Genomic DNA, 15,192 nt, shown 5'->3' with positions numbered 1-15,192 from the left:
GGCCCGGTCACAACCGATCAGGTTGCTACCGGGCCTTCGTGGAGTTCCTGCCGCGACTCAGTCCTCGTCGCCGAAGAGGCGGCGGCGCTGCTGGTCCTCGGCCTTGGCGGCGGCCAGGCGGCGCTGCTCCTCGGCGGCGAGCTGGACCGAGGTGCGGGCCCAGACCACGCGGACCCAGTGGAAGGTCAGCACGATGATGGCGAGCGTGGCCACGATGAGGCCGACGCCCGGGCCCGCGCCGTGATAGTTGCCGAGGCCGGGGGTCTGGCGGTGCCAGATGGACAGCACGCCGAAGACGCTGCCGACGGCGGAACCCGCGACGGCGATCCAGGCCAGCATCCAGCGGCGGGTGATGAGCGCGAGCACCGAGAAGCCGATGCCGAAGATCACCACGAACCAGACGAACACCCGCGACGGCAGGCCGATGTGGTCGGCCTGGGCGACGGTGTCGTAGAGCAGCACGTCGAAGCCGCGGGTCTTGCCCGCGTGCGGCAGCACCAGCGAGGCCAGCAGCACGAACACCGAACCGGCGACCACCATGGCCCGCATGCCCGGGTCGATCTCGCCGGCGATCTTGCGTTCGACAGCCTCGAGGTCCGCGCGGAACTGCTCGAAGTCCTGACTGTGGTCGGCCGCCTTCATGCTCTCCTCGTTCGCGTCGGGCGCCTGCTGCGACGCCGTATCCGATTGTGCTGCTTCGTCTTCCGGCTGCTCCGGCCGGTCACGAGGCTCGTCGGAGCCGGTGGGCTGCTGCTCGGTCATACCGCTGCGATCCTCGCTCACGCCTGGGTCGTCGAGTCCCGCACCGCGCTCGGGCACGGCACCGGAGTGGTCGGCGGCGTGTCGGGCGGAATCCCGCGATGGCGATCCACCGCACGTCCCCCGCGATCCTGCCCTATGACGCTGCGTAGTTGACAGCCGACCCACGGTTCGCGGCGCCCGGGCGGCCCCGGGCTCGCGCGCGGGCGGCGTCCGCTAGTCGCCGCAGGCGGAACCGCAGCCCGCGGCGGCGGTCTCGACCACCACGGGCGCGCCGATGCTGGGCAGGCCCAGGCCGACGCCGATGGGCGCGGTCTTGGGGGTGATGCCCTGCTCGTGGGCGTCGCCCGCGCGGGTGCGGCGGTGGCTCAGCACCTCGCCGTCGGCGATCAGGTAGTGCGGGGCCGCGCCGGTGACGTCGATGGTGATGATGTCGCCGGGCCGGATCTCGCTGCCCGGAGCCGGGTTCACGGTGGGGCGGAAGTGGACCAGGCGGCCGTCGCGGGCGCGCCCGGACATGCGGGCGGTCCTGTCGTTCTTCTTGCCCGCGCCCTCGGCGACCAGCAGCTCGACGGTCGAACCGACCAGCGCCTGATTGCCTTCCAGCGAGATCTGCTCCTGCAGCTCGATCAGCCGGTCGTAGCGTTCCTGCACGACCTCCTTGGGCAGCTGGTCGGGCATGGTCGCGGCCGGGGTGCCGGGGCGGATCGAGTACTGGAAGGTGAACGCGCTGGTGAACCGCGCCTGCCGCACCACGTCCAGGGTGGCCTGGAAGTCCTCCTCGGTCTCGCCGGGGAAGCCCACGATGATGTCGGTGGTGATGGCGGCGTGCGGCATGGCGGCGCGCACCTTCTCGATGATGCCGAGGAACTTGGCGCTGCGGTAGGAGCGGCGCATGGCCTTGAGCACGCGGTCCGAGCCGGACTGCAGCGGCATGTGCAGCTGCGGGCAGACATTCGGGGTCTCGGCCATGGCCTCGATCACGTCGTCGGTGAACTCGGCCGGGTGCGGGGAGGTGAAGCGGATCCGCTCGAGGCCCTCGATGGTGCCGGCGGCGCGCAGCAGCTTCGCGAAAGCGCCACGGTCGCGCGGCTCCTCGGGGTCGGCGAACGAGACGCCGTAGGAGTTCACGTTCTGACCCAGCAGCGTCACCTCGAGCACGCCCTGCTCGACGAGCGCCTGCACCTCGGCGAGCACGTCGCCGGGCCGCCGGTCGACCTCCTTGCCGCGCAGCGCCGGAACGATGCAGAACGTGCAGGTGTTGTTGCAGCCCACCGAGATCGACACCCAGCCCGCGTACGCGGACTCGCGCTTGGCGGGCAGCGTGGACGGGAACGCCTCGAGCGATTCGATGATCTCGACCTGCGCCTGCTCGTTGTGGCGGGCCCGCTCCAGCAGCACCGGCAGCGAGCCGATGTTGTGGGTGCCGAACACCACATCCACCCAGGGCGCCTTCTTGACCACGGTGTCGCGGTCCTTCTGCGCCAGGCAGCCGCCGACCGCGATCTGCATGCCCTCGCGTTCGGCCTTGATCGGCGCGAGGTGGCCGAGGGTGCCGTACAGCTTGTTGTCGGCGTTCTCGCGCACCGCGCAGGTATTGAATACGACCAGGTCAGCGGTATCGCCGGCCACGGCCTTGACGTAGCCGGCGTCCTCGAGCAGACCCGAGAGCCGCTCGGAGTCGTGCACGTTCATCTGGCAGCCGTAGGTGCGGACCTCGTAGGTCCGGGCCGGGGAATTCACTCAACCAGGGTAATAGCTGCCCCGCGCGGGCCATAAACGCCATCGGTCGACGGCCACCGATGGTCGCGGAGTTGTCGCTGAATCAACGCCCGACCGGCCTGACTGGTCTCGGCGGCGTCAATCGCTGGTTACGCGCGGGTGTCGAGTCTCGGCACAGCCCGGGCCGGACCGGCAAAGACGAGCATTTCGGGCGCAAGGTGGTTAGGGTCACTGGTCATGACCGACGTGGCCGATTCCATCAGCACTCCCGCGCCGATGATCTCGATGCGGAATGTGGACAAGCACTTCGGCTCGCTGCACGTCTTGCGTGACATCAATCTCGAAGTGCCCAAGGGGCAGGTCGTGATCGTGGTGGGACCCTCGGGCTCCGGCAAGTCGACGTTGTGCCGAACCATCAACCGGCTCGAGACCATCGATTCCGGTGAGATCGCCGTCGACGGGGTGAAACTGCCCGAGGAAGGCAAGGCCCTCGCCAAGCTGCGCGCCGACGTGGGCATGGTGTTCCAGCAGTTCAACCTGTTCGCGCACAAGACAATTCTCGACAATGTGATGCTGGCGCCGGTGAAGGTGCGCCGCACCGACAAGGCCAAGGCGCGAGCCCGGGCGCTGGAGCTGCTCGACCGGGTCGGCATCGCCAATCAGGCCGACAAGTATCCGGCGCAGCTCTCCGGCGGACAGCAGCAGCGCGTGGCCATCGCCCGCGCGCTGGCCATGAGCCCGAAGGTGATGCTGTTCGACGAGCCCACCTCCGCACTCGACCCGGAAATGGTGTCCGAGGTGCTCGAGGTCATGGTCGGGCTGGCCCGCGACGGCATGACCATGCTGGTCGTCACGCACGAGATGGGCTTCGCGCGCCGCGCCGGCAATCGGGTGCTGTTCATGGCCGACGGGCAGATCGTCGAGGACACCGAGCCCGAATCCTTCTTCACCGCACCGAAATCGGATCGCGCCAGGGACTTCCTCGGCAAGATCCTCTCCCACTGACTCCACAAGAGAACAGGACGTTCGATGAGGATCAACCCCGCGCTCAGGATCGCCGCCGGAGTGGCTGCCCTGGCCCTCGCCGTCACCGCGTGCGGCGGCGGCAGCAACAAGACCGCCAGCCAGCACGCCGCCGACGGCAAGCTCACCATCGGCATCAAGTACGACCAGCCGGGCCTGGGCCTGCACAACAAGGACGGCAGCTTCAGCGGCTTCGACGTCGACGTCGCCACCTACGTGGCCGACAAGCTGGGCGTGAAGGCGGAGAACATCACCTTCAAGGAGTCGCCGTCGGCGCAGCGCGAGACGCTGATCGAGAACGGGCAGGTCGATTTCATCGTCGCCACCTACTCGATCACCGACAAGCGCAAGGAGAAGGTCGATTTCGCGGGCCCGTACTTCCAGACCGGGCAGTCGCTGCTGGTGCGGTCGGACAACACCGACATCACCGGGCCGGACTCGCTGAACGGCAACAAGAAGCTGTGCTCGGTGAAGGGTTCCACCCCGGCGCAGAACATCAAGGACAAGTACGTCGCCGCCCATGAGGTGCAGCTGATCACGTACGACACCTACTCGCTGTGTGTGGAGGCGCTCAAGTCCGGCGCAGTCGACGCGGTCACCACCGACGACATCATCCTGCGCGGTTACGCGGCGCAGTCGCCGGGCGCGCTCAAGGTGGTCGGCAACACCTTCACCGTCGAGAAGTACGGCATCGGCGTGAAGAAGGGCGACACCGAATCGCGCGGCAAGATCAATGACGCCATCGACGCCATGATCGCCTCCGGGGCGTGGAAGGCCGCGCTGGAGAAGGAGTTCGGCGCCACCGGATTCCAGGTTCCGGAGCCGCCCAAGGTCGACCGGTACTGATTCGCGGACTCGTGCTGGGTGATTTCCTGCTGCTGAAATCACCTGGCACGCTTCGTTTTCCGATCGGAGGAATGGGGCAGTCGTGTTCGACTTGATCTCCAACTATCACACCAAGCTGCTCGACGCGTTCTGGGTGACCATCAAACTGACGCTGTACTCGGGGTTCTGGGCGCTGATTCTCGGCACCCTCGTCGCGGGCATGCGGGTGTCGCCGATTCCGATCGCGCGCTGGATCGGCACGCTGTACGTCAACATCATCCGGAACACGCCGCTCACGCTGATCATCGTGTTCTGCTCCATCGGCCTGTACTCCACGCTCGGGCTGCGGCTCGCGGCGGAGGGTCCGAACAGTATCTCCGAGAACAACTTCCGGTTCGCGATCGTCGGATTGAGCGTCTACACGGCGGCTTTCGTCTGCGAGTCGCTGCGGGCGGGCATCAACACGGTGCCGTTCGGGCAGTCGGAGGCGGGCCGTTCGCTGGGGTTCACCTTCGGGCAGAACCTGCGCATGGTGGTGCTGCCGCAGGCCTTCCGGGCGGTCATCGCGCCGCTGGGTAGCGTGCTCATCGCCCTGACCAAGAACTCGACCATCGCCTCGGCCATCGGTGTCGGCGAGGCGGCGCTGCTCATGGCGGAGATGAACGAGAACGAGGCGGCCGTGCTCAATATCGGCGCCATCTTCGCGCTCGGGTTCGTGATCCTGACCCTGCCGACCGGCCTGTTCTTCGGCTGGCTGGCCAAACGATACGAGGTGGCGCGATGACCGCGGCGTCCGTGCTCTACGACGCGCCCGGCCCCCGCGCCCGGGTGCGCTACCGGATCTATACGGTCATCGCGATCGCCGCCGTCGCCGCGGTGTTGTGGTTCGTCTACCGCGGGCTCGCCGACAAGGGTCAGTTCACCGAAGCCAAGTGGAAGCCGTTCACCGAGAGCCAGGTGTGGAGCACCTACCTGCTGCCGGGTCTGCGCGGCACGCTCGAGGCGGCGGCGCTGTCCATCGTGCTGGCGCTGGTGCTGGGCATGCTGTTCGGCATTCTGCGCATGTCGGATCATCGGGCGATCCGCTGGTTCGCGGCCGTGGTGGTGGAGGTCTCGCGGGCGATTCCCGTGCTGGTCCTGATGATCTTCCTCTACTACCTGTTCGCCAAGCAGAACGCCTTCCCCTCCGATCAGCTGGCGCTGGCGGCGGTGGTGACGGCGCTGACGGTCTACAACGGGTCGGTCATCGCCGAGATCGTGCGCTCGGGCATCCGCGCGCTGCCCAAGGGGCAGACCGAGGCGGCCGTGGCGCTGGGCATGCGCAAGACCCAGGTGATGGTGTCGATCCTGCTCCCGCAGGCGATCACCGCCATGATGCCGGCGCTGATCTCGCAGATGGTGGTGGCGCTCAAGGACTCCGCGCTCGGCTACCAGATCACCTACCTCGAGATCGTGCGCTCGGGCACCCAACTCGGTGCCGCCCAGCAGAACCCGATCCCGTCGCTGATCGTGATCGCCATCATCATGATCGTTCTCAACTACACGCTGACCGTGCTGGCCACTCGCGTCGAGAAGTGGCTGCGCACCCGCAAACGCGGCTCCCGAGCCGTGGTCGCGGCGGGCACCATCACCGCCCCGCCCGGCATGGACGCCATGGTGTCCGACGTTTCCCTGCAGAAACCGCCGAACTGACCGGTGCGGCTTGCCCGACCGCCGGACAAGCCGCTCCCCCAGCTCGCATACTGAATTTCATGACCGAAGACGACAGCGCTCGAAGAGAATTCGTCTTCGGGCTCTTTCTGGCCACGGTGCTCGCCCCGCTCCTCGCGGGGCTCACCACCTTCGCCGCCATCCTCGGCGCCCACCTCACCCGCGCGGCCGCACACCGGCTCCGCGCCGCCCGCCGAGAGAAACCTCCGGAGCCCGAGTCCCCGCACCTCGCCGCCCAGCGCCCGTTCCGCCACACCGGACACCGGCACGCGCGCCGCGCACTCTCCACCCGCCGCCCGGGTGGGGTCCTGCACTGACCTGCTGACCTAACTACGCGCGCTGGCGGAGTGAGCACTCGGCGATTGTGATCAGTCGCCCGAGAGATCGGCCTCGGCCAGTTCGGCTTTCACCACCGCGTAGGCCGTCGATGCGCTGAAGCCGCGCCGGGCCAGGAGGCCGACCAGGCGTTGGGTGGCCTTGGCGTGGTCCAGGTTTCGGGGCAGGGTGCGAATTTTCGAACGCACCAATTCGGCGGCACGGGCTTGCTCGTCATCCTCGGCCGAGTCGGTAGGGGGCGGGGACGAGAGCTTCGAACGGCGAGGCGAGGACGCTGTTCCAGATGACCGGTCGGTCCGATCGGGAGCATCGGTGCCGAAGTTGGCGGCGTTCAACTCCGTGGTCACGACCTTGTAGGCGGTGGCGGAGGCGTAGCCGCGACGGGCCAGGAGGCCGACCAGGCGGCGGGTGGCTGTTTCGCGGTCGAGGGTTGGGGAGAGCGTGCGGAGCTTGGTGCGGATCAGTTCGGTTGCGGATTCGGCGTCGCCGGAGGGGGATTCGCGGCGGGGGTGAGTGGAATTCGAGTCGCCGGTCGGCGTGGACGCGGCGGCGCGGCGAGAGGTGGGTTGGGGCGGGAGTTCGGTGGCCACCACGTCGAAGGCGGTGCCCGGGTTGTAGCCTTTGCGGGCCAGCATGGCGACCAGGCGACGGACAGCCTTGTCACGGTCGAGTTCCGGGGAGAGATTCGCGGCTTTGCGGCGGACCAGGTCCGACGCACGAGTCCGCTCGGCGGCGGGGGTGATCGCCTCCAGGGCCGGTTCCGCGTGTTCGGGTGCGATTCCCTTGCGCCGCAACTCCTCGGCGAGGACCTTCTTGCCCTTGCCCGAGTAGGTGTGGCGCGAATGCACCCACTGCTGGGCGAACGCCGCGTCATCGATCAGCCCGACCTCGGTCAGCCGATCGAGCACCCGCTTCACCAGCTCGGCATTGAATCCCTTGTCCGCCAGCCGATCAGCCAACTCGAACCGGCTCCGAGCCCGATCGGTCAGCAGCCGCAGACACACATCCTTCGCCTGCGCTTCCGTGCCGCCGCCCGCCGGAGCACCCGGTCCGGCAGTCTCCTCACCGGCCCCGCTTCGTCGCCTACGACGGCCGCCCCGACCGCGACGACTGCCGTCATCGTCGGAGTCGGCACCATCTACCCCAGCCCGTTCCGCATCTCTGCCATCCCGTTCCCCATACTCCCCGTGCCGACGACCACCACGCCGCCCGCGTCGACCAGCCCGGCCGGAAGTCTCATCGTCATCGGGATACGGCTCGCCCGCAACCGAACTCTCGCAATCACCTGGATACGACCCCGCTGCACCTGAATTCTCGCTATCGGCCGGATATGCCCCCGCCGAAACCGAGTTCCGTCCGGCCCGACGTGCAGTGCGACGGCTACTCCCCTGGTCAGCATCGTCATGCTCGGTACCGTCCGGATCCGCCGAGGCCGCAGCCTCAGCACGGCGGCCTCGACGACGCCGATCCGAATCCGCCGCAGCCTGCGCCGCGTTCGCAGCGGCAATGGCGGTGGCCTCGGCCAAGGCCGCCCGCGCCGCAGCCAGCTTGTGGCCCGGAGCCCAGGTGACCGAATTCGACTCTCCCCCACCGACAGCGGTGCGCGCGATCGGCGACAGCTTGGTCGCCGAGGTGGCCGTCTCCCGGGAGACAGGGGCGGCAGGCTCGTTGAGGGATCCGGGCTCGGTCGCCCGAGTCGGCGGAACCGACTCACGGCCTGCACCGTTGGATGCAGGCACGGTCTGGGCGGCACGTCCCGTGGTCCGGTGGGTGTCCGAGGGGTGGTGCTCGGCGGACTTGTTGCCGGCTGAACCGACTGGAGATTCGCGGTCGCGGGCCTCGGATTCACGGTCGCGGTCGGCGGTCTCGTGGGCCGGCGGGTGCGGGGTGGCCGCGTCGGATGCGTCTGTGGTGCGCCAGGTGGAGGAGTGGCCCTCCGCTGGATTGTGTTCGGCGGGAGGGCGGTAGGAGTCGGCTCGGCCGGAGGGGCCGTAGTTCCAGCCGCCGCCGGAGGCGTAGGGGTCGGCGGAGTCGCGGCCGAAGAGGTCGTGGCTCGGCTCGGACGAGCGAGGGGCGGAAGGGCGGGATCCGCGGCGCGCGGACTTGGCGTCGCGGGATTCCAGTTGGCGGCGGAGGCGTTCCACCGCGTCCAATTGGGGGGTGGGCCCCGGCGGGGTGCGCCGGGGCCCTTCGGAATCCCGCGAGGTCATGTCAGAAGTCGGCGGCGGTTTCCTCGGCGGTGACGTCCGCGCCGATGCCGAGCTTCTCCTTGATCTTCTTCTCGATCTCGTCGCGGACGTCGGTGTTCTCGAGCAGGAACTTGCGGGCGTTCTCCTTGCCCTGGCCGAGCTGGTCGCCCTCGTAGGTGTACCAGGAGCCGGACTTGCGGATGAAGCCCTGCTCGACACCCATGTCGATGATCGAGCCCTCCTTGGAGATGCCGACACCGTAGAGGATGTCGAACTCGGCCTGCTTGAACGGCGGCGAGACCTTGTTCTTGACGACCTTCACGCGGGTGCGGTTACCGACCGCGTCCGAGCCGTCCTTCAACGTCTCGATGCGGCGCACGTCCAGGCGGACCGAGGCGTAGAACTTCAGCGCCTTACCACCGGTGGTGGTCTCCGGCGAGCCGAACATGACGCCGATCTTCTCGCGCAGCTGGTTGATGAAGATGGCGGTGGTGCCCGAATTGTTCAGGGCGCCGGTCATCTTGCGCAGCGCCTGGCTCATCAGGCGGGCCTGCAGACCGACGTGGCTGTCACCCATCTCGCCCTCGATCTCGGCGCGCGGCACCAGGGCGGCGACGGAGTCGATGACGATGATGTCGATGGCGCCGGAACGCACCAGCATGTCGGCGATCTCGAGCGCCTGCTCACCGGTGTCGGGCTGGGAGACCAGCAGCGCGTCGGTGTCGACACCCAGCTTGCGGGCGTAGTCGGGATCGAGCGCGTGCTCGGCGTCGATGAACGCCGCGACACCGCCGTTGGCCTGCGCGTTGGCGACCGCGTGCAGCGCGACGGTGGTCTTACCCGAGGATTCCGGGCCGTAGACCTCGACGATGCGGCCGCGCGGCAGGCCGCCGATGCCGAGAGCGACGTCCAGCGCGATGGATCCGGTGGGAATCACCGCGATCGGCTGGCGCGCCTCTTCTCCCAGGCGCATGACCGCGCCCTTACCGAAACCCTTCTCGATCTGCGCCAACGCCAGTTCGAGGGCCTTGTCACGATCGAAAGCCGGAGGTGCCATCGTCTGTCCCCTTCTCAACGGGTGAGTCTCATACTGTGGTTGGCGCCCACGTTAGAGGGAGGCACCGACAACTTCCGACGACGAGCTTAGACGAACAGGTGTTCGATGCAAGCGACGCGCTGAACGACACGCGAAACACCTGGTAGCAACCGATCGGCAAGCCGACCGGGCTCAGGGCACGACCCCCACCTTCCGGTCATCCAACAACGTCGTCGACTGCTTGAACATCCGCAACGCCGACAGCACCTGAACATCGTTGATCCCCGGCAGCACCCCCAGTGACTCGGTGACGTACCGGTACAGATGCGCGGTGTCGTGACACACCACCGCGGCCACCAGGTTCACGGTCCCTGTCGTCGCCGCGACGAAGGCGACCTCCGGGTGCGTGGCGACGGCCCGGCCCACCGCCTCCAGATCCCCGGGCCGCACCCGCATCCACAGCATGGCCCGCGACACGTAACCCATTCGCTCCAAGGCGAAGTCGAGATCGAAGTACAGCACCCCGGATTCGATGAGCTCGCTCATGCGCCGCGCCACCCGGCTCGAACTCCACCCGGTGGCGGTGGCGATCTGCGCGTAGGAGGCCCGCCCGTCACGCCCCAGGATGGCCAGCATCGCCTCGTCCTCCCGCGACAGCTGGACCGATTTCTCCGGCCCCCGCGGCTCCCACATGGGCGGCCGCGGCCCCAGTTCACGCAGCTGCCCGGCCGTGAGCAGCCCGCTGTAGCGCGGCCACTCCTCGGCGAACGGGAACTGCCGCATCACCTCGTGCACGGTCAGCTCGAGCACCTGCGTGGCGCGCGGGATCATCCGCAACAGCAGCTCGTCCTGACGCTCCACCGATCGCGGCCGGCACACGCAGGTGACCTCGAATCCGGTGGCCAGCAAGGAAACCCAGCTCACATCCGGTTGCCGGGCGAGCGCCTCGGCCAGCGCGACCGCCCGATTCGGCGGGGTCCGCATGCGCAGGATCCACCGGGTGCGCCCGAGCGGCACCGTATTCACCTGCCCGGCGACGTGGAGCATGCCGCGCCGCCGCAGCGACCGGTAGCGGCGGGCGACGGTCTGTTCGGATACGCCGAGGATCGCGCCGAGCCGGGCGAACGGGATGCGCGCGTCGGTGACCAGGCCGTGGATGATCTGCTTGTCGAGCGTATCCAGAACGGCGGATTCGTCCGCTTGTTCAGCATCCATGGGAGGAATCTTTCGCCAGAGCCGGTACGGCTAGGGGAAACCGGCCTTCATGGTCAGTCTAGGTGACGAAATCGCTCGTTCTCCTGGAGGTTCCCATGCGGAAATGGCTCCCCCTCGTCGCGGCCTGCCTGGGCACGCTGATGCTTCTCATCGACGTCACGATCGTGAATGTCGCCCTGCCCGACATCGCCGTCGATCTCGGCACCGGCCTGTCCGGATTGCAGTGGGTCGTCGACGGTTACGCTCTCGCCCTGGCCGCGCTGTTGCTGGTCCTGGGCTCGCTCGCCGACCGGGTCGGCGCGAAACCCACCTATCTGGTGGGCCTGGTCCTGTTCGCGGCCGCCTCGCTGGCCTGCGGTGTCGCGCAGTCCGCGGAGGTGCTGGTGGCCGCGCGCGCCGCGCAGGGCATCGGCGGCGCGGCCATGCTGGCGACGACGCTGTCCCTGTTGCACGCCACCTACACCGGCAAGGAGCGCGGTGTGGCGTTCGGCGCGTGGGGCGCGGTGGCGGGCGCGTCCGCGGGTATCGGCGTGGTGCTGGGCGGTGTGCTGACCGATCTGCTGTCGTGGCGGTGGATCTTCTTCGTGAACCTGCCCATCGCGGCGATCACGATTCCCTTGACCGCCATCGCTTTCGGCCCGTCGCCGCGCCGCGCCGATCGTGGTGTGGACCTGCCGGGTATGGCGGCGTTCGCGCTGGCGGCGACCGCGGTGACCTACGGCATCATTCGCGGCGGTGAACACGGCTGGACCGATGCCCGCGCGGTGACCGCCCTGATCGCCGGTGCGGCAGCTCTGCTGGCGTTCCTGGCCGTCGAATCCCGCAGCGCCGCACCGATGCTGCCGCTGACCCTGCTGCGTCACACCGGCTTGGTCGCGACCTTGATCGCCGCTCTCGGCATGAGTTTCGCCGCCTTCGCGGCCAGCCCGCTGATCTCGCTGTGGCTCCAGCAGCAACTGCACCTGACTCCGCTGCGGGCCGGGCTGTCGCTGCTGCCGATGTCGGTGAGCGCCTTCCTGACGTCGGGCGTGTTCGGCCGGCAGCTGCACGACCTGTCGCCGAAGTGGTCGATCGGCGGCGGCCTGCTCACGATCGGCGTGGGCAGCGGGCTGCTCACCCTGATCGACGCCGGATCGTCCTGGACCGCCGCGGTTCCCGGGCTGCTGGTGATCGGCGCCGGCGTCGGCGTGATGGCCCCGCCGCTGGTGGCCGTGGGCATGGCCGCCGTCCCGCCGCAGCAGAGCGGGACGGCGGCCGGGGCGGTGAACACCGCGCGGCAGCTGGGCCTGGCGCTCGGGGTCGCGGTGCTGGGCACCGTGTTCCGCGGCGCCGCCGGTGACGGCCGTCCGACGCTGCCGCACTTCGTGACGGGTCTGGATTCGGCGGTCGCGGTGGCGAGTGCCGTCGGAATCGTGTGTGGCGTCGCGGTTTTCGCGCTCTTCCGCACCCACGAACGCGATACCGAACCGGCTCCCGCTCCCGCGCTGGTCTGATCGTTAGCGCACAGGGAGGAGGGCGTCGTCCTCCTCCTCGGTGCGCGGGCCGAAGATGCGGCGCTCGGACTCGGCGATCGGCACATCGTTGATGCTGGCCTCGCGGCGCGACATGCGGCCGTCGGGCGCGAACTCCCAGAGTTCGTTGCCGTAGCTGCGATGCCACCGGCCCTCGTCGTCGTGCCATTCGTACTGGAAACGGACGGCGATGCGGTTCTCGGTGAAGGTCCACAGGTCCTTGCGCAGGGCGTAGCCGTTCTCGGTGGACCATTTGCGCTTCAGGAAGTCGACGATCTCGGCGTGGCCGGTGAGGAATTCGTCGCGGTTGCGCCAGACGGAATCCTCGGTGTACGCCTGCGCGACCTTCTCGGGATCGCGGGTGTTCCAGGCGTTTTCGGCGGCGCGAACCTTCTGCTTCGCGGATTCCAGGTCGAAGGGCGGCAGTGGAGGACGCATGGCGGCGGGCCTTTCGGGTTGACGGGGATCGCGGGTCAGGGGTTGACCGGCGATAGCTCGGGGTCGGTCCAGCGCAGGGGCGTGGCGCCCGAGATCTCGACGACCTCGGTGACGGTGAAATCGATGGCGCATTGCGCGCCGGGCGTGAAAACCGCCTCGTCCCACGTGATCTCGGCGGTTCCGGTGAGTTGCAGGGTGGCCCCGGTCCCCCAGTCGGGCACGAGCAGGCCGCAGCGCGGATCGGCGGCGATATTGCCGAGGGTCATGAACATGGAGTTGCCACGGTAGTCGGGCCAGCGCAGGCGGGTCGGGGAAAGCACCTGCAGGAAGCCGGGATTGCCGCCGCGATGGGAGGCGTCGGCGTGCCCGTCGGCGTCGGCGGATGCGACGAAGAAGGTGTCGGCGCGTGAGGCGAGTTCCCGCTGAGCGGCATCCAACTCCGTGCCGCGGCGCACCTCCGGCGTCGCGCCCGCGATCCATTCCTCGACCCCTCGACGGGAAATGTACTTCGGGCAGTTCGAATACACCTGTTCGGTGTCGATGCGTAGTCCGGTCGCGGTGGGCGCGACCACCCCGTTGACCCGCATGCGACGGCGCGTCTGCGGCTGCAAGGCGATCATCCCGACATGCCGTGTGCCGCGCAGCGATTCGGCCAGCGGGTCACCAGCCACCGGTGTCGCCTCGACCTCGATGACGCGCTCGCCGGCGGCGTGGACGAACCCGGGCGACCCCGCCAGCTGGCCCGCCCACATATGGCCCGCGTCATCGGCGGCGGCCAGGACGATCATCGGCTGTTCGGCCAGGAATTGCGCGGCGGCGGCCGGAATGTCGGGCCGGATCATCCGGCCGACCCGCTGCGCGATGTCGGCCTGGCCCAGCCGCCGCTGCACCGCCAGTTCCCCGGGGTGATAGGCGACCCCGCCGGGCAGGTCCCGGACCCGTATGTCGTTCATGTCCGTCTCCCTTCGGGGGCTCGGTTCGGTGGCGAGGCGCCGCAGCGGCACCCCATGCGAATCCCGCGGTGGCAGTCCGATATTCCGGCTCAGAAGAACCCGCAGGTCGGGGCGCTGCCCGAGGGAGCGGGAGCGTGCTCGGCGCCCGAGGGCGCGTACACCTCGAGGCGGATGCCATCCGGGTCGATGAAGAAGATGCCGCCGGAGGCCGCGCCCTCGCCGTGGGCGACGACGCCGTCGTGCGCGAACGCGACATCCAGGTCCTTCAGCGCGGTCTCCACCGCACGGACCTGGTCGATGGTGTCGACCTCGAACGAGAGGTGGTGCAGGCCGGGAGTTTTCGCCGAGAACTCGCCGTCGCTCTGCTGCCACAGCGTGACCTGCAGCTGCCCGTCGCGCCCGAGGAAGGCGAAGCGCTGCGCGCCCTCCCCGCCCGCGCCGAGCTGTTCGAAGCCGAGTGCGCGCCGATAGAAGGACACCGAGCGGTCGAGGTCGGTGACATTGAGGCCGATGTGCCCGGTGGCGAGGACGGGTGCGGTCATGATGAATCCCTTCGGAATGATCTAACCCATGTTCTTTGTTTGACAGGTTAGAAACTAATCGCCGGGGTCACCCATCGTCAACCCCTATAGTTGATTTGTCTGGTTAGAAGGGAGTGGATGATCCGATGACGACAAGGAGCCGGTTACCCTCAGACGTGCCCGAACCACGCCCCCACCTCGGTGAACCGCCCGCGTTGGACCTGCTCAACACGCGCTGGATAGCGCAGACGGGCCCGCGGGATCTGCTCACCGATGTGGCCGGCGCCCGGCAGTGGCTGGCCGACAACGATCTCGACGTCCCCGCCGACGAGGACACGCTCAATGCCCTGATAGCCGCCCGCGACGCGATCCTGCGCGTGGCCAAGGCCGACTCCGCGGATGATCCGCACATCGCCGACGACCTCAATGCGGTGCTCGCGCACGGCCGCATCCGCCGCGCCCTGACCGCAGCGGGCCCGGCCGACGTCCCCGAGGTCGCCGACCCGGCCTGGCTACCCGCCTGGCTCGCCGCCGACAACCTGCTACACCTGCTGGCGAGCTCCCCCGAACGCATCAAGCAGTGTGCGCACCCGCACTGTGTCCTGTGGTTCCTGGACACCTCCAAGAACGGCACCCGCCGCTGGCATTCCATGGCGGCGTGCGGCAATCGCGCCAAGGCGACGCGGCACTACGCGAAGAAGACCCAGTCGGAGCAGTCCGCCGGGTAACCCGAATTCACCAGCGCGACTTCGGTACATCGAATTCCGCGCACAGCGCCCGCCACACGTCGCGGGGATCGATCCCCGCCTCGATGGCCTGCGCGCCGGTCCGCCCCATGGACGGCAGCACGTGATCGGCCAGCAGCGCGTCGGCGCGCGCCGTGCCGAACTCGGTATGCATCAACTCCTGAAACTCCGTCAGCCGCACGGCCGCGAGCCTACGCCACCGACCGAA

Annotated in this window: 15 protein-coding genes and 2 pseudogenes; 7 read left to right on the top strand and 10 right to left on the bottom strand. The window is 68.7% G+C overall.

The annotated features are described in order from the left end of the window. Positions 1–57: 57 nt before the first annotated feature. Together ACQP06_RS12280 and miaB are read right to left on the bottom strand one after the other, a co-directional pair. On the bottom strand, positions 58–642 hold the full coding sequence (locus ACQP06_RS12280) for an Rv2732c family membrane protein (protein ID WP_433673298.1): 585 nt from the start codon (positions 640–642) through the stop codon (positions 58–60). Between the two features lie 333 nt (positions 643–975). Continuing rightward, entirely contained in the window at positions 976–2,502 is a 1,527-nt protein-coding gene (miaB, locus tag ACQP06_RS12275; RefSeq protein WP_433672336.1) for a tRNA (N6-isopentenyl adenosine(37)-C2)-methylthiotransferase MiaB, read from the bottom strand. A 255-nt stretch (positions 2,503–2,757) separates the two neighbouring features. Between miaB and ACQP06_RS12270 the strand changes: the two genes are divergently transcribed. From ACQP06_RS12270 to ACQP06_RS12250, 5 genes are all read left to right on the top strand, one after another. Then, positions 2,758–3,486 (top strand): amino acid ABC transporter ATP-binding protein, encoded by a 729-nt coding sequence (locus ACQP06_RS12270; protein WP_357096756.1) that lies wholly within the window; start codon positions 2,758–2,760, stop codon positions 3,484–3,486. Positions 3,487–3,510: 24 nt separating this feature from the next. Further along, entirely contained in the window at positions 3,511–4,350 is an 840-nt protein-coding gene (locus ACQP06_RS12265) for a glutamate ABC transporter substrate-binding protein (protein ID WP_433672335.1), read from the top strand. 82 nt (positions 4,351–4,432) lie between these two features. Further along, the gene (locus tag ACQP06_RS12260) at positions 4,433–5,113 is read left to right on the top strand and encodes an amino acid ABC transporter permease (RefSeq protein WP_357096646.1); all 681 of its coding nucleotides are present in this window, start codon (positions 4,433–4,435) and stop codon (positions 5,111–5,113) included. Continuing rightward, the gene (locus tag ACQP06_RS12255; RefSeq protein WP_433672334.1) at positions 5,110–6,021 is read left to right on the top strand and encodes an amino acid ABC transporter permease; all 912 of its coding nucleotides are present in this window, start codon (positions 5,110–5,112) and stop codon (positions 6,019–6,021) included. The genes ACQP06_RS12260 and ACQP06_RS12255 overlap by 4 nt, the downstream gene beginning before the upstream one ends. 59 nt (positions 6,022–6,080) lie before the next feature. Then, a complete protein-coding gene (locus tag ACQP06_RS12250) occupies positions 6,081–6,356 on the top strand; it encodes a hypothetical protein (RefSeq protein ID WP_433672333.1) in 276 nt (91 codons plus the stop codon). A 51-nt stretch (positions 6,357–6,407) separates the two neighbouring features. Here ACQP06_RS12250 and ACQP06_RS12245 read toward each other — a convergent pair. The 4 genes and pseudogenes from ACQP06_RS12245 to ACQP06_RS12230 all read right to left on the bottom strand — a co-directional run. Further along, positions 6,408–6,581 (bottom strand): annotated as a pseudogene (locus tag ACQP06_RS12245) (recombination regulator RecX); the annotation flags it as partial. 369 nt (positions 6,582–6,950) lie between these two features. After that, positions 6,951–7,379 (bottom strand): annotated as a pseudogene (locus tag ACQP06_RS12240) (regulatory protein RecX); the annotation flags it as partial. Positions 7,380–8,586: 1,207 nt separating this feature from the next. Beyond that, positions 8,587–9,621 carry a recombinase RecA gene (gene recA, locus ACQP06_RS12235; protein WP_433672332.1) on the bottom strand — a complete coding sequence of 345 codons (1,035 nt, stop codon included), beginning with the start codon at positions 9,619–9,621 and terminating at the stop codon, positions 8,587–8,589. 171 nt (positions 9,622–9,792) lie between these two features. After that, positions 9,793–10,815, bottom strand: a complete 1,023-nt coding sequence (locus ACQP06_RS12230) for an Lrp/AsnC family transcriptional regulator (protein WP_433672331.1) — start codon at positions 10,813–10,815, stop codon at positions 9,793–9,795. A 95-nt stretch (positions 10,816–10,910) separates the two neighbouring features. Here ACQP06_RS12230 and ACQP06_RS12225 point away from each other — a divergent pair, with 95 nt between their 5' ends. Next, on the top strand, positions 10,911–12,308 hold the full coding sequence (locus tag ACQP06_RS12225) for an MFS transporter (protein WP_433672330.1): 1,398 nt from the start codon (positions 10,911–10,913) through the stop codon (positions 12,306–12,308). 3 nt (positions 12,309–12,311) lie between these two features. Here the strand turns inward: ACQP06_RS12225 and ACQP06_RS12220 are convergent, their stop codons facing one another. The 3 genes from ACQP06_RS12220 to ACQP06_RS12210 all read right to left on the bottom strand — a co-directional run bounded on the left by ACQP06_RS12220 (position 12,312) and on the right by ACQP06_RS12210 (position 14,259). After that, positions 12,312–12,764 carry a nuclear transport factor 2 family protein gene (locus tag ACQP06_RS12220; protein WP_433672329.1) on the bottom strand — a complete coding sequence of 151 codons (453 nt, stop codon included), beginning with the start codon at positions 12,762–12,764 and terminating at the stop codon, positions 12,312–12,314. 35 nt (positions 12,765–12,799) lie between these two features. Beyond that, complete coding sequence (locus ACQP06_RS12215; protein ID WP_433672328.1) at positions 12,800–13,717, bottom strand: pyridoxamine 5'-phosphate oxidase family protein; 918 nt, start codon at positions 13,715–13,717, stop codon at positions 12,800–12,802. Positions 13,718–13,806: 89 nt separating this feature from the next. After that, positions 13,807–14,259 carry a VOC family protein gene (locus ACQP06_RS12210; RefSeq protein WP_433672327.1) on the bottom strand — a complete coding sequence of 151 codons (453 nt, stop codon included), beginning with the start codon at positions 14,257–14,259 and terminating at the stop codon, positions 13,807–13,809. Between the two features lie 155 nt (positions 14,260–14,414). On the opposite strand from ACQP06_RS12210, the gene ACQP06_RS12205 reads away from it, so the two are divergent. Beyond that, positions 14,415–14,966, top strand: a complete 552-nt coding sequence (locus tag ACQP06_RS12205) for a CGNR zinc finger domain-containing protein (protein ID WP_433672326.1) — start codon at positions 14,415–14,417, stop codon at positions 14,964–14,966. A 7-nt stretch (positions 14,967–14,973) separates the two neighbouring features. On the opposite strand, the gene ACQP06_RS12200 is transcribed toward ACQP06_RS12205, so the two are convergent. Continuing rightward, positions 14,974–15,165 carry a DUF3046 domain-containing protein gene (locus ACQP06_RS12200; RefSeq protein WP_433672325.1) on the bottom strand — a complete coding sequence of 64 codons (192 nt, stop codon included), beginning with the start codon at positions 15,163–15,165 and terminating at the stop codon, positions 14,974–14,976. Positions 15,166–15,192: the final 27 nt, after the last annotated feature.

Origin of the sequence: Nocardia sp. CA-136227, from assembly GCF_050955695.1 — a bacterium.
Lineage (GTDB): Bacteria > Actinomycetota > Actinomycetes > Mycobacteriales > Mycobacteriaceae > Nocardia.
The sequence above is the reverse complement of the archived record's forward strand: the minus strand, read 5'-3'. Positions and strand labels throughout refer to the sequence as shown.

Coding starts and splice junctions, on each gene's coding strand:
- ACQP06_RS12220 (WP_433672329.1), bottom strand. CDS start 12,764: ATGCGTCCTCCACTGCCGCCCTTCGACCTGGAATCCGCGAAGCAGAAG.
- recA (WP_433672332.1), bottom strand. CDS start 9,621: ATGGCACCTCCGGCTTTCGATCGTGACAAGGCCCTCGAACTGGCGTTG.
- ACQP06_RS12225 (WP_433672330.1), top strand. CDS start 10,911: ATGCGGAAATGGCTCCCCCTCGTCGCGGCCTGCCTGGGCACGCTGATG.
- ACQP06_RS12230 (WP_433672331.1), bottom strand. CDS start 10,815: ATGGATGCTGAACAAGCGGACGAATCCGCCGTTCTGGATACGCTCGAC.
- ACQP06_RS12255 (WP_433672334.1), top strand. CDS start 5,110: ATGACCGCGGCGTCCGTGCTCTACGACGCGCCCGGCCCCCGCGCCCGG.
- ACQP06_RS12265 (WP_433672335.1), top strand. CDS start 3,511: ATGAGGATCAACCCCGCGCTCAGGATCGCCGCCGGAGTGGCTGCCCTG.
- ACQP06_RS12250 (WP_433672333.1), top strand. CDS start 6,081: ATGACCGAAGACGACAGCGCTCGAAGAGAATTCGTCTTCGGGCTCTTT.
- ACQP06_RS12270 (WP_357096756.1), top strand. CDS start 2,758: ATGATCTCGATGCGGAATGTGGACAAGCACTTCGGCTCGCTGCACGTC.
- ACQP06_RS12210 (WP_433672327.1), bottom strand. CDS start 14,259: ATGACCGCACCCGTCCTCGCCACCGGGCACATCGGCCTCAATGTCACC.
- ACQP06_RS12280 (WP_433673298.1), bottom strand. CDS start 642: ATGAAGGCGGCCGACCACAGTCAGGACTTCGAGCAGTTCCGCGCGGAC.
- ACQP06_RS12215 (WP_433672328.1), bottom strand. CDS start 13,717: ATGAACGACATACGGGTCCGGGACCTGCCCGGCGGGGTCGCCTATCAC.